Here is a 22,688-nt window from a genome sequence, read left to right as displayed (position 1 = left end):
TGCCCGGACGCATGCCGGGCAGTGAAAAATTACTGATTTATATCCACTTGCCAGAACAGATGTTTGCCAAACGGGTCGATTTCATAGCCCTTCACCTCCTTGCGTACCGGTTCGAAAATCGTTGAATGCGCAATCATCACCGCAGGCATCTGGTCATGCATCATCTGCTGCGCCTCTTTATACAACGCCACGCGCTTATCATGATCGGTTATCGATTTCGCCTCGGCAATGAGGTTATCGAAGGGCTTGTAGCACCATTTCGCCGAGTTTGATCCGCCGTTCGCCGAGGTGCAGGTAAAGAGCGGGCCGAAGAAGTTATCCGGATCGCCGGTGGCCGTCGTCCAGCCCATCAGCGCGGCCTGATGCTCTCCGCCCTTCACGCGTTTCAGATACTCGCCCCATTCGTAGGTAACGATTTTGGTCTGTACGCCAATTTTCGCCCAGTCCGCCTGAATCATCTCCGCCATGCGTTTCGCATTCGGGTTATAGGGACGCTGGACCGGCATCGCCCATAAATCGATGCTGACGCCGCTGGCAAAGCCGGCCTCTTTCAGCAGCGCTTTGGCTTTTTCAGGATCGTAGTCGTAATCCTTAAGCTCGCTGTCGGCACTCCAGACGCCCGGCGGCAGCAGATTCTTCGCCACGGTGCCGGTACCGTGGAACACCGCATCAATAATGGCCGGTTTATTGATGGCCATCGCCAGCGCCTGACGGACCTTCACGTTATCCAGCGGCGGCTTCTGCGTGTTGAACGCCAGGAAGCCGGTATTCAGTCCGGCCTTGCTCATCAGGTTGATATCTTTGTTGGCCTTCATGCTCGGCAGATCGGCCGGGTTCGGGAACGGCATCACCTGACATTCGTTCTTCTCAATTTTGGCAAAACGCACGGAGGCATCCGGGGTGATGCTAAACACCAGCCTGTCCAGCTTCGATTTCCCCTGCCAGTAGTCGGCAAACGCCGTGAACAGGATCCGGGAATCCTTCTGATACTGCGCCAGCTTAAACGGCCCGGTGCCGATGGGCTCCATATCCACCTTCTCCGGCGTGCCCGCTTTCAGCATCGCGTCGGCATACTCCGCTGAAAGGATCGAGGCAAAATACCAGGCCAGATCGGCGACAAACGGCGCTTCCGGGTGCGCCAGGGTAAAGCGCACGGTGTGGTCATCGACTTTATCAATGGCGGTTATCAGGCTGCCGAACTCCAGACTTTCGAAGTTCGAGTAGCTGCCGTTAGAGACGTTGTGGTAGGGATGATTCACGTCTTTTTGCCGCATAAACGAGAAGATCACGTCATCGGCGTTAAAGTCACGGGTCGGCGTGAAGGATTTATTGCTCTGGAACTTCACGCCCTTGCGCAGATGGAAGGTGTAAACCTTGCCGTCGTCGCTCACCTCCCAGCGTTCCGCCAGGCTCGGCACCAGCTCCGTGGTACCAGGTTTGAAATCGACCAGACGGTTATAGACCGGCACGGCGCTGGCGTCGACGCTGGTTCCCGAGGTGTAAAGCTGAGGGTTAAAGTTTTCCGGCGATCCTTCGGAGCAATACACCAGCGTTTTCGCAGCGACAGCGGAACTGACCGTGAGTGCCGCGAGCGCCAATGTGAAAGTTGTGAGTTTGCTTGTCATCATTTATTCCTGTCTTTTTAATTCGACGGCTAATTAATTCTTTTGCCATTTCATAAATAACATTAAAGTGATGTGGCAAACACCTGAAAAATAAATAAGGAATAAATCACTATGGGCTCGCCGCTTTCCAGACAATTAACGCACCGTTTTTTCCGCTATCTCGCGATCACCAGCCAGAGCGATCCCAGAGTCAAAACCCTGCCCTCAACGCCGGGCCAGCATGACATGGCGCGCGAGCTGGCGCAGGAGCTGGCACAGCTGGGGTTAGACGACATTGTGATAGATGAATTCGCCACGGTGACGGCGGTTAAAAAAGGCAACGTGCCCGGTGCGCCGCGCATCGGCTTTATTACCCATATTGATACCGTCGACGTGGGACTTTCACCGGATATTCATCCACAAATATTAACGTTTACCGGTGAAGATCTCTGTCTGAATAAAGAGAAAGACATCTGGCTACGGGTAAACGAGCATCCCGAAATTCTGGCTTATCCGAACGAGGAGATTATTTTCAGCGACGGAACCAGCGTATTGGGCGCCGATAATAAATCGGCGGTCACGGTGGTCATGACGGTGCTGGAAAACCTGACGGCGGAACATCAGCATGGGGATATCGTCGTGGCGTTTGTGCCTGACGAAGAGATCGGCCTGAACGGTGCCAAGGCGCTGGATCTAAAGCGCTTCGACGTCGACTTTGCCTGGACCATTGACTGCTGCGAGCTCGGTGAGATTGTCTACGAGAACTTTAATGCGGCAGCCGCGGAAATCCGTTTTACCGGCGTGACGGCGCACCCGATGTCCGCCAAAGGCGTGCTGGTGAATCCCCTGCTGATGGCGACTGATTACATCAGCCATTTTGATCGCCAGCAAACGCCCGAGTGCACCGAGGGGCGTGAAGGCTATATCTGGTTTAACGGCATTCAGGCCGGACAGAACGAGGCCGTTCTTAAGGCCAATATCCGCGACTTTGATAAGGAGAGCTTTGCCGCGCGCAAGCAGCAGATTGCCGACGTAGCCGCGCTGATTGCCGCCCAATATCCGACGGCCAGCGTGGACTATCGCATTGAAGATACCTACAGCAATATCAGCAATGCGATTGGCGAAGACCGGCGCGCCATCGATCTGATGTTCGAGGCGATGGAATCGCTCGGCATCACGCCGAAACCGACGCCAATGCGCGGCGGCACCGACGGCGCGGCGCTCTCGGCTAAAGGGCTACTCACCCCGAACTTCTTCACCGGGGCGCATAACTTCCACTCGAAGTTTGAATTCCTGCCGCTGTCGTCGTTCGAGGCGTCTTATAAGACTGCCCTGCAGATCTGCCTGCTGGCCGCCCGTTAAGCGGGCTTTCGTGCCAGCATCGTGGCAAAGCGCAGCTTGATGCGGTTGCCGTTTTCATCAGTGCGGTGCAGTTCGCCAACGTCCTCGTTGTATTTGAGCAACTCCCAGCCTTCGTAGTAGTTGCTCAGCTCACCGCTCCTGAAGGCAAACGGGAAGCCGACCGTGCAGGGGTAGTCTGCCGTATCCATGGCGGCAACGATAAGATTGTAACCGCCCGGCGTCGTGCAGCGCTGCATATTGGCGATAAGGCTCGGGATGGTTTTTGCCTCCAGGAACATCATCACCACGGTAGAGAGAATAAAATCGTACTGGCCGTCAAAGCTCAGGTTGTTGAGATCCTTAATCGCGGTATGCAGATTAGCGATCCCTTCTTCCGCCTTGATGCGTTCGATATTGTCGATGCTCATCGGGTTCTTGTCCCACGCGGTCACATCGTACCCGTTGGCCGCAAGGTACAGGCTGTTACGGCCGTTGCCGCAGCCCAGATCCAGCGTTTTACCGAGCTTCACAATCTCCGCGCTGTACAGCACCTCTGAATGGGTACGGGTTAAGCCATATTTCTCTGTGAAGTAATTCTCATCGACGGTCATTGTTTTTCCTGCGTTCGCATAAAGTGAAAGTGCATTTTACATGCCATTTTAAGGCGTTTGCCGTCTGGTTGCCAGCCGCTCGAAAAGCGAAAACTTTGCTACGTTTAGTTAAGACGCTTATCAGAGACATGAAGATGAACAAATATCGCCTTAGCGACGAGACCCGCCTCTGGCAATGGAAAAACGGCGAAACCACCCACGCCACCACGCTGCGGCAGATTATCGCCACGGCGGACTTTAACGACGTGACGGTCGGCACGAGAGGCGGCTGGATTGACGATGAGCGCGCCCTCGCGCAGGACGGCGACTGCTGGATCTACGATGAAAACAGCGTGGTGTTCGCGGGGGCAGTCGTCTCCGGCAACGCGCGTCTTACCCTGCCGTGCATCATTAGCCATGACGCGCATATCGGCGACAGCTGCTGGCTGGACGGCGCAGAGGTCAGCCACGGGGCGCGAATAAGTGACAACGTCACCATTCAGCAATCCTGCGTACGGGGCGAGTGCCATATCTACGGCGACGCGCGCGTGCTGCATCAGAGCGTGGTCATTGCCGCCAAAGGGCTGACGCCGGACCATGAACAGATCCTGCAAATTTACGACAAGGCGACGGTGAGCCAGTCGCGGATTGTGCACCAGGCGCAAATCTACGGCGAGGCGATGGTCAATTTTGCCTTTGTTGAACACCGGGCCGAAGTCTTCGACAACGCGATCCTGGAGGGTAACGAACTGAACAACGTCTGGGTGTGCGACTGCGCAAAAGTCTATGGTAACGCCCGCGTGATAGCCGGGTTTGACGACGATGCCATCCCGACGGTGCGCTACAGCTCGCAGATTGCGGAGAATGCCGTGGTCGAAGGCAACTGCGTCATTAAGCATCACGTCCTGATTGGCGGGCAGGCCTGGCTGCGCGGCGGGCCGATCATGCTGGATGATAAAGTGGTGATCCAGGGGCGCGCGCGCATCAGCGGAGATGTGCTTATCGAACACCGGGTTGAAATCACCGACGATGCGGTCATTGAAGCGTTTGCCGGCGAGAGCATTCACCTGCGCGGCGAAAAAGTGATTAATGGCGACCAGCGCATCACCCGCACGCCGCTGCTGGGCGCGTTATAGGGTATAGATCCGGCCGTAGATATTGACATCGTCAAAGCGGCCATTCAGGTATTCCGCTTCCCGCAGGCACCCTTCTAGCGTAAAACCGTTGCGCACGGCAACGCTGTTGCTGTGCTGATTCGCCACCCGACACTTGATCACAAAACGACGGATCTCACCGCGTTCAGCGTAGTAGCGCATAAACGCCTGCAGTGACTGAGAGAGAATGCCCTGACCCTGGTGGGCTTCATCCAGCCAGTAGCCGATGTAGCCGGCTTTGTTGGTCGGTTCAATGGTGTTGAACGACAGCACGCCAACCAGCGCATCATCCTTGAAGATCAGAAACGTTTTGGCGTAGCCGCGCTGGTGCAGCATCTGGTTACTCTGCACGTTGCGGCGGGTATCCTCTTCGCTGCCCACGTGCTGCGCCCAGTCAAAGGCGGTTTGCAGAAAGGCTCTGTTTTTGACGACGAGATTGTGCAGGTCGGCGGTATAGCGCTCTTCGACGGAACGTAGTTCGATGTGTTGTGAAACGGGGATGATTTCAGATGTCATGGTGCCTCGTCATCGCCCGGTGGCGCTGCGCTTACCGGGCCTACAGTACTGAAACGTAGGCCGGGTAAGGCGAAGCCGCCACCCGGCACAATCCCACAAAAGTTAACGCATTACCCGGTCGTCAACGTACTGACGTTTATCCGGCGCTGGCGGGAAATACTGGTACAGCCAGGTTTCGCTGATGGCGTCGCCCTGGCAGCGCAGGAACAGGCGCATATCCACCGGTTCCGTCGAATCTGACGTCGGGTACCAGTCAAACAGAATGCGATAGCCGTCAAACGGCTCAACGTAGAGGATCTCCACCTGCTTCGCTTCACCGCTGGAGAGCGTAATCACCGGCTCGATGCCTTTTGGCGCAGCAGCCTTCAGGTCGCCGCCGACGAAGTCGATGGCAAAGCGACGGGCCCACACTTTCGGGTAGTTTTCGCCCGGTGCCCAGCCTTCCGGGAAGCCGCCCATGCCGGTGCGGGTGGCGTAGACGTTGGCCAGCGGGGAGCGCACCGGCGGCATCGCGCTCCAGTAGAGGCGATATTTGAAGTCCAGCTCGTCGCCCGCTTTGACGGCTTTTTCCGGCTGCCAGAAGCAGACCACGTTATCCAGCGTTTCACCGGTGGTCGGGATCTCCATCAGGCCAACCGCGCCTTTACCCCAGTCGTTACGCGGTTCCACCCACAGGCTTGGACGCTTGTTGTACCACCCCATCACGTCCTGATAGTGCGAGAAATCGCGATCGAGCTGCAGCAGACCGAACCCTTTCGGGTTTTTGTCCATATAGGCATTGAACTGCAGCTTCTGCGGGTTGTTCAGCGGACGACAGATCCACTCCCCGTTGCCGCGCCACATCGCCAGACGGTCGGAATCATGGATTTGCGGGTGAATAGTGTCACACATGCGGCGTTCGTTATTGCCGCAGCTGAACATGCTGGTCATCGGCGCGATGCCGAGCTGCTTGATGTCCTTACGAGCGTAGAGATGGTTTTCCACCTCCATGATCACCTGGCTCTTCTCGCAGTGGATCACGAATTTATAGGCGCCGGTGATGCTCGGGCTGTCGAGCAGCGTATAGACGGTAAAGGTCGTATCGCCGGGCTTGACGGTCTCAAACCAGAAGGAGGTAAAGTCCGGGAACTCTTCCGGCGTGTCGGTGAAGGTATCTACCGCCAGGCCGCGGGCGGAAAGGCCGTACTGGTAAGTGTCATCCACTGCGCGGAAATAGCTCGCGCCCAGGAAAGAGACGATATCGCGACGTGCCAGCTCCGGCGCCTTAAACGCGCGGAAGCCCGCAAAGCCGAGATCGCTTTGCCCTTCCAGCTGTTTGGTATCCACCCCCGTTTCACCGTAGCTGAACAGCTCCGGACGGAAGTGGATCTCGCGCGCCATAGAGGTGGACTGGTCCAGCGAGAACATCCGCACGCGACGGCGGAACCCCATTCCCATATGGAAGAACTGCACGTCCAGCTGACGCCCTTCAATGTTATTCCACAGTGACTGCTTTTCATCGTAGCGGATGGCGTTGTACGCCTGCGGCGTCATCGTGGCCAGCGTCTCCGGCAGCGGGCGCGGCGCGCCACCCCATGGGGTTTTCGCCAGGTCATGCGCCATGGATTGCAGGACGGAGAAGTCAAAACGACGGCTCTGGCCGTCGGCAATGTCAGAGTCAGCAGCGTATGCCGCTTTGGAAAACAGGGAAGCAAGGCCGGATGTGCCGCTCAGGGCTGCCACTGCCAGCGAGCCTTTTAGAAAACGTCTGCGATTCATGCCTGGAAAAACGTCCTTATGGTCGTGTGAATGTGTTTCGCGCTCGGCGAAATGACGGCAAGAAAGAACGCACAGCCTAAACAAAAATGGTTAAGAATCCAATTGTTGGCCGGTGATTATCTGAACAAAGTGAGAAATATTTTCTGTCGACCAGAACGGCCCGAAAGTGGTGTAAAGAAAGCCTGGAAAATGTGTATAAAAATGCCCCGTCAGGACATCAGCTGACGGGGCGAATGAGGCGGTTATTTTACGCTGACATCGATACCCGGGAAGTACTTATCAGCGAGTTTGGCGATCGTGCCGTCGGCACGTACTTTATCAATTGCGGCATCAAGCTGCTTTTTGGTGGCCTCGTCACCTTTACGCAACCCAAAGCCGATCCCACTGCCGAGTATAGTGTCGTCAGACACCGGCTTGCCGATGAAGCCAAACCCTTTCCCCTGCGGCTTGCTGAGGAAACCTGCCTGTCCGGCCGCGGACATGACCAGCGAGGCGTCGATACGGCCATTCAGCAGATCGCCCCAGGCCATATTCTGATCTTTATACGACACCACGGTGACACCCTGCTTTTCCCAGTGCTCTTTGGCATAGGTTTCCTGAATGGAGCCCTGCAGCACGCCAATGGTTTTCCCCTTCAGCCCTTCTGGGGTTGCCTCAACCGCCGTGCCGGCCTTGCCGACCAGCTGCGACGGAATACGGTAAATCGGCTGGGTAAAATCAATGCTCTTGCGGCGCTGCTCGGTGATATTCATCGCCGAGTTGATGGCGTCGAATTTCTTCGCCACCAGGCCCGGGATCAGCGCATCAAACGAGGTTTCCACCCAGCTGCACTTCAGCGCTGCCGCTTTGCAGATGGCATTCCCCAGCTCAACGTCAAACCCTTCCAGTTCGCCTGCCGCATTGCGGCTTTCAAACGGCGGATATTCGGCTTCCAGACCGTAACGCAGCTCGGACGCCGCGAAGGAGGAAAAGGTACACAGCAATCCCATGCCGACAACTAGCGCGCGTATTTTCATCTCAAACTCCTCAGAGCCTATCTCAGCGTGGTTTAACCCGACACAGGGCTTGGGCACCTGCCCGTAACGTCGCCTCATCTTTCGCAAAAGAGAGACGAATCAATTTATTATCCGTACCGTCCGCATAAAACGCCGACAGCGGAATGGTAGCTACACCGTACTCAACGATCAGCCGTTTCACCAGCTCGCTGTCGCGCTCGTTGCTGAATTGGCTGTAGTCCGCCAGCATGAAGAACGATCCGGCGCTGGGCAGCAGCGTGAACGGCGAATCGGCCAGCAGACTCTGCAGCAGATCGCGCTTGCGCTGGTAAAACGCCGACAGCGACAGCCAGGTTTGCGGGTCGACCATATGTTCAGCAAACGCGTGCTGCATTGGCGTATCGGCAGAAAACATTAAAAATTGATGGACTTTACAAATCTCGTCCATCAGCACCGCCGGTGCAACACAGTAACCCACGCGCCAGCCGGTGACGTGATAGGTTTTTCCGAAAGAAGAAATAATCACGCTACGCTCCGCCAGCTGCGGGTGCGTGGCCATCCCGTGGTGCGGCTCACCGTCAAACACCACGTGTTCATACACTTCGTCAGACAAAATAATGATGTCGGTATTGCGCGTCAGCGCCGCCAGCTGCTGCAGGTCGTTGGCTGAAAAAACCTGGCCGCTCGGGTTGTGCGGCGTATTGATGATGATCATGCGCGTGCGCGGGGAGATGGCAGCCCGGACTTCGTCCCAGTTGACGGCAAAATCCGGCACGGTGAGCTTGATGGCAATCGGCGTTGCCCCCTGCAGACGGACAATCGGCGCGTAGCTGTCAAATGACGGCTCGAAGTAGATCACCTCATCACCCGGGTGCACCAGCCCGCTGATTGCCGAATAGAGCCCTTCGCTGGCGCTGGCGGTCACCAGCACCTCGCTGGCCGGGTCATATCGCGTGCCGTATAGGGTGGCAATTTTATCGGCAATACGCTCTTTGAGCGGCTGCAGACCGGTCATCGACGCATACTGGTTATGCCCCGCCTCCATTGCGCGGGTAACGCCCGCAACAAGCTTCGGGTCGCAGGAAAAATTCGGTGCGCCCTGAGAAAGGTTAATCGCGTTATGCTGCGCCGAGAGCTGGCCGATAACGGTAAAAATGGTGGTGCCCACATCGGGCAGTTTAGAGCGCGTTTGCACTGGCGTTCGTAAAGCCATCCTCTTTCCCTTCTCATGGACATTGCATAACTATTCAAACAACATCTCTATTGTCGGGACAATCGAATTGTTGTCATAATAGCCATGAGAAAAATGCATAGCTGAGGTGTTTCCATGTCGCGCCGTTCGCTCCCGCTTAATGCCATCGACGCATTTTTAGTCACCGCGCGTCACCTGAATCTGACCCATGCTGCCGCAGAACTTTGCCTGACGCAGGGGGCCGTGAGCCGCAAGATAGCCTCCCTCGAAGCGTGGTTTGGCTTTCCGCTTTTTGAACGCCACGCACGCGGCCTGCGTCTCTCCTCGCAGGGCAGCGCCCTGCTCCCGGAACTGCAGTCTGCTTTCGAACACTTGCTGACCGTGGCCGACCAGGCCCGCAGCCAGCAGACCGTGATCCGGCTCAAGGCGCCCACCTGTGCCATGCGCTGGCTGGTGCCGCGCCTGCTGGAGGTGGAGCGTGAGCAGCCGGATCTGCAGATCGCCCTGACCACCACCACCGATCACAACGTCAACTTCAAAACCGAATCTTACGACGCGGCCATCGTGTTCGGTACGCACATGAGCGCAGGCGATCTGCTGTTCGAAGAGGCGCTCACCCCGGTGATAAGCCCGGTGCGGGCAGGTGCAACGCTGGGATCGCTGACGTTCCTGCACCCCACAAGGGATAAGACAGACTGGTCGCTGTGGCTGACGAAACAGGAAGGTCCGGGCTTTGCCATGCACAAAAATCAACACTTCGACACGATGGATCTCGCCATCACGGCCGCCATTCAGGGGCTGGGCGTGGCCATTGCCGACGAAACGCTGGTGGCCGAAGATGTCCGCGCGGGAAGACTGATGAGGCCTTATGAAACCAGCATAAAAACCGGCGCGAGCTACCGGCTGGTGCTGCGCGAAACGCCAGGGGAGGAAAATGGACTGGCGGCGTTTCGCGCCTGTTTGCTTAATCGAGGCTGACGTGGTGCTTCATTACCCGTTTGAAGAGGCTCATGCGGGCGCGCATAAAGCGGTTTTCAAGCCGGAATCCTGCATGTTTATTCACGCCAATGCGTAACAAAACATCCCGCCCTTTTCGGCATGCGGGCCAGTGCGTCGGCCCCGGCAGGATCTCACGAGGCCCTGCATCTCGCGCAAAGCTCACCCAGTAATCGGCGACCTGCGCAGCAAACTGTAAATCCCGTTCGTTGACATACTGGCGTGAAGGCTCAACCTGGCCGAGGGTATCGAAGACATAGGGCACTTCATTGCCGTGCCAGGCGCCGTTGATATAGGTGGCATGTTCCGCTTCCGCAACATAGTCAAACCAGTAACGCCAGCACAGTCCGCCGACGCGCTGCTGCGCCTGCATCACGACATAGCCCATCGTGGTGAACGCCATGTCGCGGCACACCTGCCTGCCCAACTCCTCATCGCCTTTGACGCCCGGATAGAGCAGCTTAATCAGCCCCAGCCCGAAGCGTCGCTCCCGGCGGAGCTTCTGGATTTGCCCGGCAAGATCGATGCCAAACACCGCCATCACGCTGGCCTCATCGCTGTTCGACCCAATCATCACCGGTACGGGATGCTGGCGGGCCGCGAAAAAGACGTCCAGCATCGCTTCGGGCAGAACGCAGTCCCCGACGATGGGCGCCGGGGCGACGTTCAGCGGCGCGGTTAACGGCCAGAACGCGTCCGGCGGAATGGCGCGCAGCTGCTCAGCAGTCGCCTTCTCCAGGCCAAAATGGGCGGCCAGCGCTTCCCCTTTTTGCAGCGCCTGTTCACGCGGCGTGTCCGGCAAGGTATACCCGCTTTGCACAATCGCCTTGTGGAACAAGCCAGCCGCCAGGGGCGATGCCAGCAGAGAGAGCACGCTGCGCGCACCGGCTGATTCGCCAAACAGGGTCACGTTAGCGGGGTCGCCACCAAATGCGGTGATATTGTCCCTAACCCATTCGAGGGCCGCGATCTGATCCAGCAGGGCAAAATTATGCACCACGCGATCTTCCTCGCCTTCCAGCGCGGGATGGGCGAAAAAGCCGAGATGGCCGAGACGGTAGTTGATCGTCACCACAACCACCCCGCGTGTGGCCAGCGCTTTGCCGTTATAAGGCGGCAGGCCGCCTGCGCCAATCGTAAACCCGCCCCCGTGCAGCCAGACCATAACCGGAAGCGCCCCGGCGCGCTCTTTGGGGGACCAGACGTTCAGATAAAGACAGTCTTCCGAGAACTGACCGGGATCGCCCCCGCCCAGCTCCTGACAATATTCGCTGCTTTGCCAGCTTGAGGCCGAAAAGGCTGTGGCCTGGCGAACGCCATCCCACGGCTCAAGGGGCCGCGGGGAACGCCAGCGCCACTCGCCCACGGGCGGTGCGGCGTAGGGAATGCCGCACCAGACGTGGACATTTTCATCGGTTAAACCAGAGAGTGCGCCCTGGCGCGTTTCAACCACAGGGGCGGAAGGATTTTGCATAACGACCTTATTTTTTCCATCACACCCCAGCAGAGTAACGATTTCAGAGCAAACCGCAACGCTGTTTGCTGCGGGTTTCAGCCTCCTGGTAGAGCGTGAACTCGTCATACACCGGGCAGCCCAACGCGTCTTCAAACGCATCGCGGCTGGCGTTGCCGTGGCTACGGGCCTGGGTTTCATTCCCGAGATTGGACTGGAATATCCCGGCTGCGCTAACCGGGAGGAAATCTTCGTAGGTGATCGGCTGAGCGACCACCCATCCGCGCTCGATTAGCGGCTGCGGATCGTCTCCCGGCCGGAACGCATGGCGATGCGCTTCACCCGCAGGCGTCAGACGGTAGCGGAAATACGCCAGCTCCTGACGGCGCATTAGCAGTTCACTGTCCGGGAAGGCGCTAAAGATCTCCCGCAGATGCAGCTGATGCGTCAGGTTATCTTTGCCGGTACCGGCCTGGGAAAGCAGGCTATCGTACAGTTCACGCCCTTTCGGGGTCAGCGCCACGCCGCGCTGCTCAATCTCACCGAAGCGCGCAGTGTGGGTGCCCTTATGTTCCCCGGCAAACAGCACCGGCTCTTCCAGGGCTTTAAAGCTGGTTTGACGCAGCAGGACGGGCACCTCGCGACGCGGCGGCCCTTCAATTAAAATTTTCGGCTCGATACCGTACTTCGGCATCAGCTCCTGCACCCGGTCAATATCCAGCGTGCGCGGCGTGAGGTGGTTAATATGGCAGCCCGGGAAGCAGACCACATCGGCAATCAGGCGATGCTCGTTATGCAGCGCCTGATAGGTTTCCTGATCGACCGTCGCATGACGGTGCCAGCGGAAGGTTTCCAGCGCTTCCTGCACAAACTCGTGCGCCTGTTCGTCAGTAAACTGCCCCTCAGATTCATACAGATCGAGCAGCGCCAGACAGCGCGGGGTAAAGATGTTCCGGTGAGAGAGGATTTCCGCCGCCCGTTCGCGCAGCGCAATGTTGTCAATCAGCTCAAGGCGCAGCAGCGACGTAAAGATACGGAACGGATTACGGCACAGCGCCGCATCATCGATCGGGCGAAACGCCGTTGAGTGGACCGGCACCCCCGCCTGGGAGAGATCATAATAGCTGACCGGGTACATCCCCATAATGGCAAACATACGACGCAGGGTTGAAAGTTCATGTGCTGTGCCAACGCGGATCGCCCCGTGACGCTCCACGTTCAGGCGCGCAAGCTCATCGGCGTTTGCCAGTTGTTCATGTAATAGTGGGTTATTTTCCAGCACCGCCAGGTTTACGTCCGCAACCAGTTCGAGCAAGGTGCCGTACTGCGGAACTTCCTGCTGGTACATCGCCGACATAGCCTGCGAAAAGTGTTCCCGAATGTCATCAGCCGTGATGGTGTTCGCCATGATGTCATGCCTCCAGTGAATATTACCTGGAGTGTAGAGAAACCCGTTCCTTCCGGGGGGAAGAATTTCTGATTTGTGATCTTAAGACGACAGTGGTCAAACCGTGTGCTACATGCCTCTGAACGAGCCTTAACGAAACCGCCCTTTCAACCTGAACGCTTTTATCCAGGATTTTCCTTATAATTATTTAGGGTTCCGCTTGCTAGCTATAAAGGAGTATTTTTTATTTTCCCCTGACTACAAATCAACCAATTTGAGTACGCCATTATTTTTATCCTCACCTTTCAAATTTTTAGCTCTAAGTTAGGATTAATCTGAATGGTTGTTTACAAGTCCTTCCTGCCTATCCATATTTCCATTTCAAGCGAAGCGTAAATTTACAAATATTTAAAAATAACGCAGCCGCAAATAGCAAAACGCATTTGACGGATGACACACAGCGACTAGAGTTATTACTCGAACGACGAGTGATACGGAATATTTTCGTATCGTACTGACATAACCAATATATGACTATGAGGTTTAATATGGCAGAGCATCGTGGTGGTTCCGGTAATTTCGCTGAAGACCGTGAAAAAGCATCAGAAGCTGGACGTAAAGGTGGCCAGCACAGCGGTGGTAATTTTAAAAACGATCCGCAACGCGCATCTGAAGCGGGTAAGAAAGGGGGACAGAACAGTCACGGCGGAGGCCGTAAGTCTGATAACTCCTGATCTTATTTAGTACTCTTTTAATAAAACCAGAGAGCATGCTGCGGGCTGAAAAGCTCGCAGTACCCTTTCTTTATTTTACCGGAGCGTAATTATTATGAATATGAAAAGTGTTGAGGATGTATTTATTCATCTTCTGTCGGATACCTACAGCGCGGAAAAGCAGCTTACCCGAGCGTTAAGTAAACTTGCCCGTGCCGCCTCCAGCGAGAAGCTGAGTGCCGCCTTTACCGCACACCTTGAAGAAACGCAGGGTCAGATTGAGCGTATCGACCAGATCGTCGAGCAGGAAGACGGTATTAAGATCAAACGCATGAAGTGCGTGGCGATGGAAGGCTTAATTGAAGAAGCCAACGAAGTTATCGAAAGCACGGAAAAAAATGAAGTGCGTGATGCCGCGTTAATTGCCGCTGCACAAAAAGTTGAGCACTACGAAATAGCCAGCTACGGTACCCTTGCCACATTAGCAGAACAACTGGGCTATAAAAAAGCCGTTAAACTTCTTGCCGAAACGCTGGAAGAAGAAAAAGAGACCGACCTTAAACTCACCGACCTGGCCGTTGGAAATATTAACCAAAAAGCGCAGAAATGACGCAATAACACAGGTTAAATAAAATGAGCATCAGTCCCAGGACAATTAAACGGTGCCATTTAACGGAAGCTATAATATGGTTCATACTCGCTATCCCTTCCGTAATATGGTGGAAGAACAGCGTGCTATGGGTCATTATCATCAGTATCTATGCCAATATTGTCGGCCATTTATCTGGCTACAGTGCCGCACGTGCCGATCAGGCTGCTGAAAGTGAGACCAAATAAGCGAACCCCTAATGAGGATACAATGATGAATCACGTAGAACACTACCATGACTGGCTACGCGATGCCCATGCGATGGAAAAGCAAGCCGAATCTATGCTGGAATCCATGGCCAGCCGTATCGATAATTATCCTGATGTTCGCGCCAGAATTGAACAGCATATTAATGAGACAAAACGGCAAATCACATTGCTGGAGGAAATCCTCGACCGTAATGATATTTCTCGTTCGGTCTTAAAAGACTCGATGAGCAAAATGGCGGCGCTGGGGCAATCCATCGGCGGCATGTTCCCTTCAGACGAAATCGTGAAGGGCTCGATCAGCGGCTATGTCTTCGAACAGTTTGAAATCGCCTGCTATACCTCCCTGCTGGCAGCGGCCAAAAAAGCCGGGGACACCGCTTCGATACCCGCTATTGAGACGATCCTCGCAGAAGAGCGCGAAATGGCCGACTGGCTGATTCGCCATATCCCGCAAACGACGGAACAGTTCCTGCTGCGCTCAGACGCATCGGGTGTCGAAGCGAAAAAATAATCCACAGGAGAGTGCCTATGTTTCGACACGTCAAACAGCTGCAATACACGGTTCGCGTCGCCGAACCGAATCCCGGCCTGGCCAACCTTTTACTGGAACAATTTGGCGGACCGCAGGGTGAACTGGCCGCCGCCTGCCGCTACTTTACGCAAGGGTTGAGCGATGACGATCCGGGCCGCAAGGATATGCTGATGGATATCGCGACCGAGGAATTAAGCCACCTCGAAATCATCGGTACCCTGGTTGGTATGCTGAATAAAGGTGCCAAGGGCGCGCTGGCGGAAGGGGTGGAAAATGAGGCCGAGCTGTATCGCTCCATGACCGAAAACGGCAATGACAGCCACATCACCTCCCTCCTCTACGGCGGCGGTACCCCGCTCACCAACTCGGCGGGCGTGCCGTGGACGGCGGCCTACGTCGACACCATTGGCGAGCCGACGGCGGACCTGCGCTCAAACGTGGCGGCCGAGGCCAGAGCCAAAATCATCTATGAACGGCTGATCAACGTGACTGACGATCCCGGCGTTAAAGATGCCCTGGCGTTTCTGATGACGCGTGAGGCGGCGCATCAGCTCTCCTTTGAGAAGGCGCTGCAGTCCATCCGTAATAATTTCCCGCCGGGAAAACTGCCGCCAATCGAGGAATTCACCAACAAGTACTACAATATGTCTGAAGGTGGAGAGGTTCGCGGAAGCTGGAACAGCGATAAACACTTCGATTACGTTGAGTCCCCCCAGCCTGCGGTGGATGGCGGCGATGGCAGTGCCAGCGTCACGCTCACAACCGAGCAGGCAACCCTGGTCAAGGCGATGTCTGCCCGCACGAAATCCGATCCACATTCCGACCCGCTGACCGGTGCCGAGCTGGGTGCCGGAAAGACTAAACCGTAATCGGTTTGCCGGGCAGGCCTGAACTGCCCGGCAATTCGCGTGCCCCATCGTCTCAGAGGTACGGACCATGTTCGAACTCGATGCGTTTCATCTGGCCAGAATTCAGTTCGCTTTTACCGTCTCGTTCCACATCCTGTTTCCCGCGATCACCATCGGTCTCGCCAGCTACCTGGTCGTGCTGGAGGGCATGTGGCTGCGCACCAAAAACGACGTCTGGCGATCGTTGTACCACTTCTGGCTAAAGATATTTGCCGTTAACTTCGGCATGGGCGTCGTTTCCGGGCTGGTGATGGCGTATCAGTTCGGCACCAACTGGAGCGGGTTCTCTCAGTTCGCGGGCAGCATTACCGGCCCGCTTCTGACCTACGAGGTGTTAACCGCCTTCTTCCTGGAGGCCGGATTCCTTGGCGTCATGATGTTCGGCTGGAACAAGGTCGGCCCGGGGCTGCACTTCTTTTCGACCTGCATGGTAGCGCTCGGCACGCTGATGTCGACCTTCTGGATACTCGCCTCTAACAGCTGGATGCACACGCCGCAGGGTTTTACTATCGAGAACGGCCAGGTGATCCCGCAGGACTGGCTGGCCATCGTCTTTAACCCTTCCTTCCCTTACCGTCTTATTCATATGGCTATCGCCGCGTTTCTGAGCAGCGCGCTGTTTGTAGGGGCATCGGGGGCATGGCATCTGCTGCGCGGTAACGATACGCCCGCCGTTCGCACCATGTTTTCGATGGCGATGTGGATGGCGCTGCTGGTCGCGCCCATTCAGGCGGTGGTGGGCGATATGCACGGCCTGAACACGCTTGAACATCAGCCGGCAAAAATTGCCGCGATTGAGGGTCACTGGGAAAATCCCCCCGGTGAGGCTACCCCGCTGCTGCTGTTTGGTCTGCCGGATATGGAGGAAGAGCGCACCAAATACGGCCTGGAAATCCCCGCGCTCGGCAGCCTGATCCTGACGCACAGTCTGGACAAGCAGGTCCCGGCGCTGAAAGACTTCCCGAAAGAGGATCGCCCAAACTCGACCATCGTTTTCTGGTCGTTCCGCGTGATGGTCGGGATGGGACTGCTGATGATTACCCTTGGTCTTGTCAGCCTCTGGCTACGCTATCGCCATCGACTTTACCACTCGCGTCCGTTCCAGTGGTTTGCCCTCTGCATGGGTCCTGCCGGGCTGCTGGCGCTGCTTGCCGGCTGGGTGACCACCGAAGTGGGACGTCAGCCGTGGGTCGTCTATGGCTACCTGCGCACCATCGACGCGGTATCGCTGCACAGCACCCTACAGATGAGCATCAGCCTGCTGGCGTTCTTCGTTGTCTACTCATCCGTGTTTGGCGTGGGCTATGTTTATCTCATCCGGCTGATTAAGAAAGGACCTCAGCCCGTCGATACGCTGACGTCAAACACCTCGGGCACGCCTGCCCGTCCGCTGTCTGCCGCTGAGTCTGTTCCGGAAGAGGAGAGAATCTGATGGGCGTCGATATCTCAGTGATTTGGTTTGCCATCATCGTGTTTGCCACGCTGATGTACATCATTATGGATGGCTTCGATCTGGGCATTGGCCTGCTGTTTAATTTCGTGGGCGATGCGAAAGAGCGCGATGTGATGGTCAACAGCGTAGCGCCCGTCTGGGACGGCAACGAGACCTGGCTGGTGCTCGGCGGTGCGGGGCTTTTCGGCGCGTTTCCGCTGGCCTACGCGGTCATTATTGATGCGCTGACGATCCCCCTCACCGCAATGCTGATCGGCCTTATTTTTCGCGGCGTCGCCTTTGAGTTCCGCTTCAAAGCCACACCCTCACACCGTCGGTTCTGGGACTACTCCTTTGCCGGCGGCTCCCTGCTCGCCACCTTTAGCCAGGGCGTGGTGGTGGGGGCGGTGATCAACGGCTTTGACGTGGAGGGCCGACGCTTTGTCGGCTCGGCGCTGGACTGGCTCACCCCCTTTAACCTCTTCTGCGGCATCGGACTGGTCGTCGCCTACACGCTGCTGGGCACCACCTGGCTCATTATGAAAAGCGAAGGCGCGCTGCAGGTCCGCATGCGCGAGCTGACCCGCCACGTGCTGCTGGCCCTGATGGTGGTTATCGCGGTAGTCAGCGTCTGGACGCCGCTCGGCTGGCAGTATGTCGCCGACCGCTGGTTTACCCTGCCCAACTTCTTCTGGTTCCTGCCGGTTCCTCTGCTGGTCGGTATCTTCAGCGTGCTGATCTGGCGCCTGACCCGCAATCCGGACAGCCACTCTCGCCCTTTCCTGCTGACGCTGGGGCTGATTTTCCTCGGGTTTAGCGGGCTGGGCATCAGCCTCTGGCCAAATATTATTCCGCCGCGCATCACCCTGTGGGAGGCCGCAGCCCCGCCTGCCAGCCAGCTGTTTATGCTGGTTGGGACGTTACTGATTATTCCGGTGATCCTGGTGTACACCGCCTGGAGCTACTACGTTTTCCGGGGCAAGGTCTCGGATACTGAAGGCTATCACTGAGGAACGCTATGACGGACTGGCATACACGGGCCATTATTTACCAGATTGATACCGCACTCTTTTATGATTTGAACGGCGATGGCTGCGGGGACATCGCCGGGATAGCGGCCAAGCTGCGCTACATTCGCCGGATGGGGGCGACGGTTATCTGGATCACCCCGTTTTATCTCACCCCCTTTCTCGATGAAGGCTATGACGTCAGCGACCATCTTCAGGTGGACCCCCGCTTCGGAAAGCTGGCCGATATCATCGCCCTTATCGAACAGGCCCGCGAGCTGGGCATGCAGGTCATTATTGAGCTGCTGATCCAGCACACCTCCGACGCGCACCCCTGGTTCCAGCAGGCCCGCCGTAACCCGGCGTCACCCTACCGGGATTACTACCTCTGGTCAGATACTGACGAGGACGATACGCCCCCGATGTTTCCCGGCGTGGAGGAGAGCATCTGGAGCTGGGACGACGAGGCGGGACAATACTACCGGCACATGTTCTATCGCCATGAACCGGACCTGAACCTGACCTCACCCGCGGTGCTGAAAGAGATTGAGAACATCATCCTCTTCTGGCTCAAGCTGGGCGTATCGGGGTTCCGCCTGGATGCCGCCTCCCACCTGACCACGCAGGCGGGAAACGGTAATGAAAAAAAGGGTCTGTGGATCCTCGAGCATATGCGCCGTCTTATTGAGGAGCATAATCCGGAGGCGATCCTGCTGGGTGAAGTGGACGTCGAGGTGGAGGCCTATCAGGACTACTTTGGCAATAATGACCGCCTGAATCTGGTGCTCAATTTCTGGCTCAACAAGTATTTTTACGTCAGCCTGGCCCGCAAAAGCGCCCGTCCGCTGCGCAACGCGGTGAAGAAGATGATCGTCCCGCCCGATTCATGCTGTTTTGCCAACTGGCTGCGCAATCACGACGAGTTGGATCTGGAGGGCATCAGTCAGAAAGACAAACAGTTTGTCCTCGATACCTTCGCCCCTGAAGAGGAGATGAACGTCTACCAGCGCGGGATCCGCCGTCGCCTGGCCCCGATGCTCAATGGCGATCTGAAGCGGCTGGCGTTCTGCCACGCGGTACTCTTTTCCCTGCCTGGCGTTCCGGTGATGCGCTATGGCGATGAGATCGGCATGGGGGATGACCTCGATCTGGAGGAGCGCTACGCCGTCCGCACCCCCATGCAATGGGCGGGATCGCAAGGCGGCGGTTTTTCGGCAGCCGACCCGGGCAAATTTATCGCGCCGATTATCGACCGCGGTCCTTATCGCTATCAGAAAATCAACGTCGCTGATTCGCTGCTCCACCGCAACTCGCTTCTGCATCGGATCATTGATATCGCCAATACCCGCTCGGAGTTCCCCGAAATCGCCGTTGCGCCCTTTCGGCTCCTCACGATCGATAGTGACGCGGTGCTGGGGATCTATTACGAGACCGAAGAACGCAGCATCCTGACCTTTGTTAACTTCAGCGACCAGCCGGTACGGTTCACCGTCAAGGGGATCCGCAACGCCACCTGGACCGCCTGTCTTGCGGACAAACGCTACGATGACGCGCTGGTTTGCGGTAAAACCGTTGAGCTCACCCTTGGCGGCTATGGCTATCGCTGGTTCTGGACGCACCGCAGCGCGCTGCGCTGATTACGGTTTCCGGCGGGTGAGCAAGCGCGTTAATACAATCCCCGCCAACGCCAGCCCCCCTAACGCCACTTTGCCCGGCATACCGGAGGTGACGGACGTCGCGCGGGTTTTCGCTTCGTCAGTGAAACGGCCATGGATTTTGTGCAGGTCGTTAACCGGCTGGTCGAGATAATCCCGGCGGTCCGGCGCGTTCAGATCGTCCGTCATCTGACCTTCCCAGGCTTTCTTCACCATCAGCCGGTCCAGAAAACCCGGGAAGAGGAACTGCCCGACAATCGACTGAATGGTGCTGCTGCCTACCCACAGCTCACGCACCGGCTTTTGCGCCACCCTGAAGATGGCGCTGGCGGCAACTTCAGGCTCGAACACCGGCGGTACCGGCCGCATCGCCCACGCGAACTTGTTCCTTGCCCATTCAAACTGCGGCGTGTTAAGCCCCGGCATCTGCACCATCGAAAGCTGAACCCGGCTGTTCTCATGCATCAGCTCGGTACGTACCGCGTCGGTAAACCCGCGGATCGCCGCTTTGGCCCCGCAGTAGGCGGACTGCAGGGGAATGGAACGGTAGGCCAGCGCGGACCCTACCTGGATAATCACGCCCCTGTCGCGCGGAACCATAAGCTCGAGCGCCGCGCGGGTACCGTTCACGTAGCCGAGGTACGTCACCTCAGTCACGCGTCGAAACTCGTCCGGCGTAAGGGTGCGAAACGGTGCCAGCACGGCCCCCATGGCATTGTTAACCCAGACATCAATCGCGCCGAGGCGATACTCAATGTCGTTAGCCGCGTCCACCACCGCCTGACTGTCGGCGACGTCAGCCTGCACGGCGTGTGCATTTACGCCGAAGCGGCGCAACTCTTCCTGGGTGGAGTGCAGGCTTGCCTCATCGCGGGCGATGAGGCCGACATCGTAACCTGCTTTTGCAAAGCGCAGCGCCGTGGCTTTTCCCACGCCCGCCGTCCCACCGGTAATCACTATGACAGCCATAGAACCTCCACGTGAAATCAACCGTTATGCCCGTCCGACAATGCTGTCACCAGCTCGGCCAGCGAAAAATGCACCGCTTTTTCCACCACGTCCTGACAGTCGCCGGAGAAAAGTACGGTGCGGGTTTGCGTCTCGCCCTGGATGTTCCACGCAAAGCAGACCGTCCCCGCCGCCGTGCCATCGTCGCCCCCTTCCGGGCCAGCATAGCCGCTGATGGCGATACTGATATCCGCCTGGGCGATGTCGCGGATGCTGGCGGCCATCTCGGTCACCGTCTGCTCACTGACGGCGGTATAGCGTGCGAGCGTCTCAGGACGAACGCCGAGGATCCGCGCTTTGGCTTCGTCGCTGAATACGACCAGGCCAACATCATAAAAATCGGCCGTGTTCTCTTCGGCGCAAAGAGCTACCGAGAGCTTTCCGCCGGTACAGGATTCCGCCGTGGTTAAGCGAAGCCCGAGATCGGTTAATTTGCTCGCCAGTTTTTTCGTCAGTTCACCCACGGTATAATTGTTGTCGTGAAAAAGATTGCTCATCTTTTCGCCTCTTATTTCTCAAAAGGAATGATTGAAATATGTCCATTGCGCTCAAGTATGGCATATTTAATTTGGCTTATTTCGGTAATACCATTATTTTGACGCGCTGACACCAGAATATCATCGCAAGAGACATCGACCTTTTTGAGTTTATCCGCCAGGGGTACGCCGTTTTCCACCAGAATCACAGGAGTGCCGTCCAGAATATTCTCCACCGGAGAAAAATACTTCTTCATAAGGCCAAAAATAATATCCACTACCACCAGGGTGGTAATGGTAATCATCGCACCGGTGACGGAGAAATCTTGTCCGAGAAGCGCCTGCTGAGTGGCTTCACTAATTATCAGGAGCAGTATGAGATCGAAGCTGGTCATCTGCAGCAGCGCACGCCGCCCGGCCACTTTAAATACCACCACGAGGAACAGATAAATCGCCAGCGCACGAAAGACCATATCCATATCAGCCTCCTAGGGGTAAATAAATTGCCAGAGGGTTATCTCCGGCTCGTTGTTTACACGAACGGTCGTGTTCCATTTACCGGCTCTCGAAGGCGTGGTGAAGAGTAACATCGCGAAGCGGTCTGACTTTTTCAGGTTGTTATAGACAAAATAGAGGGTCTTGCCACGGCTGAACATGCTGTCCGGCTGCGGCCAGACGCTGCCAGGCTCGTAAATATCGCTGCTCTCGCTGGCCATGCTGAGAACATACTTTCCCTCTGTTCGCACCGGGAACGCCAGCGCCATTCGCGTCTCCGTCTCCCGGCGGCCAAACCGTTCATAGCTTATGGTCAGTGATTTAGCGGAATTGGTTTTAACCGTATCGCTGACCCACCCGCTTGAAAACAGACCAGCGATAGCGGCGATGATAATAGCCAGCAGAACAATAAAACCCACCTGACGAAACGCGTATTCAAACGTCAGCAAGCGATAACTCTCATCTATCCCGGGCAACTTTTCATTTTCACGCTTCATGGTCATCGTCACCGTTTCGCTTATTATCCGATAAGTTTGATTTTTCACGCGAATGTTTTTAGGACTTATCACATTTGCCACATAAAGAAATAGCAACAATACTTAATAAGTCAAGACACCC

23 protein-coding genes are annotated in these 22,688 nt (G+C 56.5%); 11 read left to right on the top strand and 12 right to left on the bottom strand.

What is annotated here, in order from left to right:
• Positions 1-29: 29 nt before the first annotated feature.
• Positions 30-1,625, bottom strand: a complete 1,596-nt coding sequence (locus ACMGGQ_RS09370; protein ID WP_420289915.1) for an ABC transporter substrate-binding protein — start codon at positions 1,623-1,625, stop codon at positions 30-32.
• 111 nt (positions 1,626-1,736) lie between these two features.
• Between ACMGGQ_RS09370 and pepT the strand changes: the two genes are divergently transcribed.
• Positions 1,737-2,966: a peptidase T gene (pepT, locus tag ACMGGQ_RS09365; protein ID WP_069719249.1), complete on the top strand. Its 1,230-nt coding sequence runs from the start codon at positions 1,737-1,739 to the stop codon at positions 2,964-2,966.
• On the opposite strand, the gene tehB is transcribed toward pepT, so the two are convergent.
• Positions 2,963-3,556 carry a tellurite resistance methyltransferase TehB gene (tehB, locus tag ACMGGQ_RS09360; protein ID WP_420289914.1) on the bottom strand — a complete coding sequence of 198 codons (594 nt, stop codon included), beginning with the start codon at positions 3,554-3,556 and terminating at the stop codon, positions 2,963-2,965. The genes pepT and tehB overlap by 4 nt on opposite strands.
• Positions 3,557-3,690: 134 nt before the next feature.
• Here tehB and ydcK point away from each other — a divergent pair, with 134 nt between their 5' ends.
• Positions 3,691-4,671 carry a YdcK family protein gene (gene ydcK, locus ACMGGQ_RS09355; protein ID WP_420289913.1) on the top strand — a complete coding sequence of 327 codons (981 nt, stop codon included), beginning with the start codon at positions 3,691-3,693 and terminating at the stop codon, positions 4,669-4,671.
• Here ydcK and rimL read toward each other — a convergent pair.
• The 4 genes from rimL to ACMGGQ_RS09335 all read right to left on the bottom strand — a co-directional run bounded on the left by rimL (position 4,666) and on the right by ACMGGQ_RS09335 (position 9,171).
• The gene (gene rimL, locus ACMGGQ_RS09350) at positions 4,666-5,205 is read right to left on the bottom strand and encodes a 50S ribosomal protein L7/L12-serine acetyltransferase (RefSeq protein WP_420289912.1); all 540 of its coding nucleotides are present in this window, start codon (positions 5,203-5,205) and stop codon (positions 4,666-4,668) included. The two genes, ydcK and rimL, sit on opposite strands and share 6 nt — an antisense overlap.
• A gap of 102 nt (positions 5,206-5,307) precedes the next feature.
• Positions 5,308-6,963 carry a glucan biosynthesis protein D gene (locus ACMGGQ_RS09345; RefSeq protein ID WP_047075337.1) on the bottom strand — a complete coding sequence of 552 codons (1,656 nt, stop codon included), beginning with the start codon at positions 6,961-6,963 and terminating at the stop codon, positions 5,308-5,310.
• 242 nt (positions 6,964-7,205) lie between these two features.
• Positions 7,206-7,979, bottom strand: coding sequence for a transporter substrate-binding domain-containing protein (locus ACMGGQ_RS09340; protein WP_048030514.1), 774 nt, complete (start codon positions 7,977-7,979; stop codon positions 7,206-7,208).
• A gap of 22 nt (positions 7,980-8,001) precedes the next feature.
• Positions 8,002-9,171, bottom strand: a complete 1,170-nt coding sequence (locus tag ACMGGQ_RS09335) for a pyridoxal phosphate-dependent aminotransferase (RefSeq protein WP_420289911.1) — start codon at positions 9,169-9,171, stop codon at positions 8,002-8,004.
• Between the two features lie 114 nt (positions 9,172-9,285).
• Here ACMGGQ_RS09335 and ACMGGQ_RS09330 point away from each other — a divergent pair, with 114 nt between their 5' ends.
• Positions 9,286-10,128 (top strand): LysR family transcriptional regulator, encoded by an 843-nt coding sequence (locus ACMGGQ_RS09330; RefSeq protein ID WP_262801713.1) that lies wholly within the window; start codon positions 9,286-9,288, stop codon positions 10,126-10,128.
• Here the strand turns inward: ACMGGQ_RS09330 and ACMGGQ_RS09325 are convergent.
• The gene (locus ACMGGQ_RS09325; RefSeq protein WP_420289910.1) at positions 10,115-11,620 is read right to left on the bottom strand and encodes a carboxylesterase/lipase family protein; all 1,506 of its coding nucleotides are present in this window, start codon (positions 11,618-11,620) and stop codon (positions 10,115-10,117) included. The genes ACMGGQ_RS09330 and ACMGGQ_RS09325 overlap by 14 nt on opposite strands.
• Before the next feature lie 43 nt (positions 11,621-11,663).
• Positions 11,664-13,007 carry a VOC family protein gene (locus ACMGGQ_RS09320; protein WP_420289909.1) on the bottom strand — a complete coding sequence of 448 codons (1,344 nt, stop codon included), beginning with the start codon at positions 13,005-13,007 and terminating at the stop codon, positions 11,664-11,666.
• Between the two features lie 527 nt (positions 13,008-13,534).
• On the opposite strand from ACMGGQ_RS09320, the gene ACMGGQ_RS09315 reads away from it, so the two are divergent.
• The 8 genes from ACMGGQ_RS09315 to ACMGGQ_RS09280 all read left to right on the top strand — a co-directional run bounded on the left by ACMGGQ_RS09315 (position 13,535) and on the right by ACMGGQ_RS09280 (position 20,073).
• Positions 13,535-13,720 carry a general stress protein gene (locus tag ACMGGQ_RS09315; protein ID WP_004150795.1) on the top strand — a complete coding sequence of 62 codons (186 nt, stop codon included), beginning with the start codon at positions 13,535-13,537 and terminating at the stop codon, positions 13,718-13,720.
• A gap of 94 nt (positions 13,721-13,814) precedes the next feature.
• On the top strand, positions 13,815-14,309 hold the full coding sequence (locus tag ACMGGQ_RS09310; protein ID WP_023311678.1) for a ferritin-like domain-containing protein: 495 nt from the start codon (positions 13,815-13,817) through the stop codon (positions 14,307-14,309).
• A 23-nt stretch (positions 14,310-14,332) separates the two neighbouring features.
• Complete coding sequence (locus tag ACMGGQ_RS09305) at positions 14,333-14,536, top strand: hypothetical protein (protein ID WP_420289908.1); 204 nt, start codon at positions 14,333-14,335, stop codon at positions 14,534-14,536.
• Between the two features lie 25 nt (positions 14,537-14,561).
• On the top strand, positions 14,562-15,068 hold the full coding sequence (locus ACMGGQ_RS09300) for a ferritin-like domain-containing protein (RefSeq protein WP_014883791.1): 507 nt from the start codon (positions 14,562-14,564) through the stop codon (positions 15,066-15,068).
• 17 nt (positions 15,069-15,085) lie between these two features.
• Positions 15,086-15,958 (top strand): manganese catalase family protein, encoded by an 873-nt coding sequence (locus tag ACMGGQ_RS09295; RefSeq protein WP_008502274.1) that lies wholly within the window; start codon positions 15,086-15,088, stop codon positions 15,956-15,958.
• A 67-nt stretch (positions 15,959-16,025) separates the two neighbouring features.
• Complete coding sequence (locus ACMGGQ_RS09290) at positions 16,026-17,429, top strand: cytochrome ubiquinol oxidase subunit I (RefSeq protein WP_045910508.1); 1,404 nt, start codon at positions 16,026-16,028, stop codon at positions 17,427-17,429.
• Positions 17,429-18,439, top strand: coding sequence for a cytochrome d ubiquinol oxidase subunit II (gene cydB, locus ACMGGQ_RS09285; protein WP_111966698.1), 1,011 nt, complete (start codon positions 17,429-17,431; stop codon positions 18,437-18,439). Before ACMGGQ_RS09290 ends, cydB begins: the two co-directional genes overlap by 1 nt.
• Positions 18,440-18,447: 8 nt before the next feature.
• The gene (locus tag ACMGGQ_RS09280) at positions 18,448-20,073 is read left to right on the top strand and encodes an alpha-amylase family protein (protein WP_420289907.1); all 1,626 of its coding nucleotides are present in this window, start codon (positions 18,448-18,450) and stop codon (positions 20,071-20,073) included.
• Here ACMGGQ_RS09280 and ACMGGQ_RS09275 read toward each other — a convergent pair whose 3' ends face one another.
• From ACMGGQ_RS09275 to ACMGGQ_RS09260, 4 genes are read right to left on the bottom strand one after another with little or no spacing between them, the layout of a single operon-like run.
• On the bottom strand, positions 20,074-21,060 hold the full coding sequence (locus ACMGGQ_RS09275) for an SDR family oxidoreductase (RefSeq protein ID WP_063621590.1): 987 nt from the start codon (positions 21,058-21,060) through the stop codon (positions 20,074-20,076).
• 17 nt (positions 21,061-21,077) lie between these two features.
• Positions 21,078-21,596 (bottom strand): 2-oxo-tetronate isomerase, encoded by a 519-nt coding sequence (locus tag ACMGGQ_RS09270; protein ID WP_045910504.1) that lies wholly within the window; start codon positions 21,594-21,596, stop codon positions 21,078-21,080.
• A gap of 11 nt (positions 21,597-21,607) precedes the next feature.
• The gene (locus tag ACMGGQ_RS09265) at positions 21,608-22,054 is read right to left on the bottom strand and encodes a DUF421 domain-containing protein (protein WP_008502280.1); all 447 of its coding nucleotides are present in this window, start codon (positions 22,052-22,054) and stop codon (positions 21,608-21,610) included.
• 9 nt (positions 22,055-22,063) lie between these two features.
• The gene (locus tag ACMGGQ_RS09260; protein ID WP_111967073.1) at positions 22,064-22,567 is read right to left on the bottom strand and encodes a hypothetical protein; all 504 of its coding nucleotides are present in this window, start codon (positions 22,565-22,567) and stop codon (positions 22,064-22,066) included.
• Positions 22,568-22,688 lie beyond the last annotated feature (121 nt).

This window comes from Enterobacter sp. BNK-13 (assembly GCF_048685015.1).
In the GTDB taxonomy this organism is placed as follows: domain Bacteria; phylum Pseudomonadota; class Gammaproteobacteria; order Enterobacterales; family Enterobacteriaceae; genus Enterobacter; species Enterobacter quasiroggenkampii.
The sequence above is the reverse complement of the archived record's forward strand: the minus strand, read 5'-3'. Positions and strand labels throughout refer to the sequence as shown.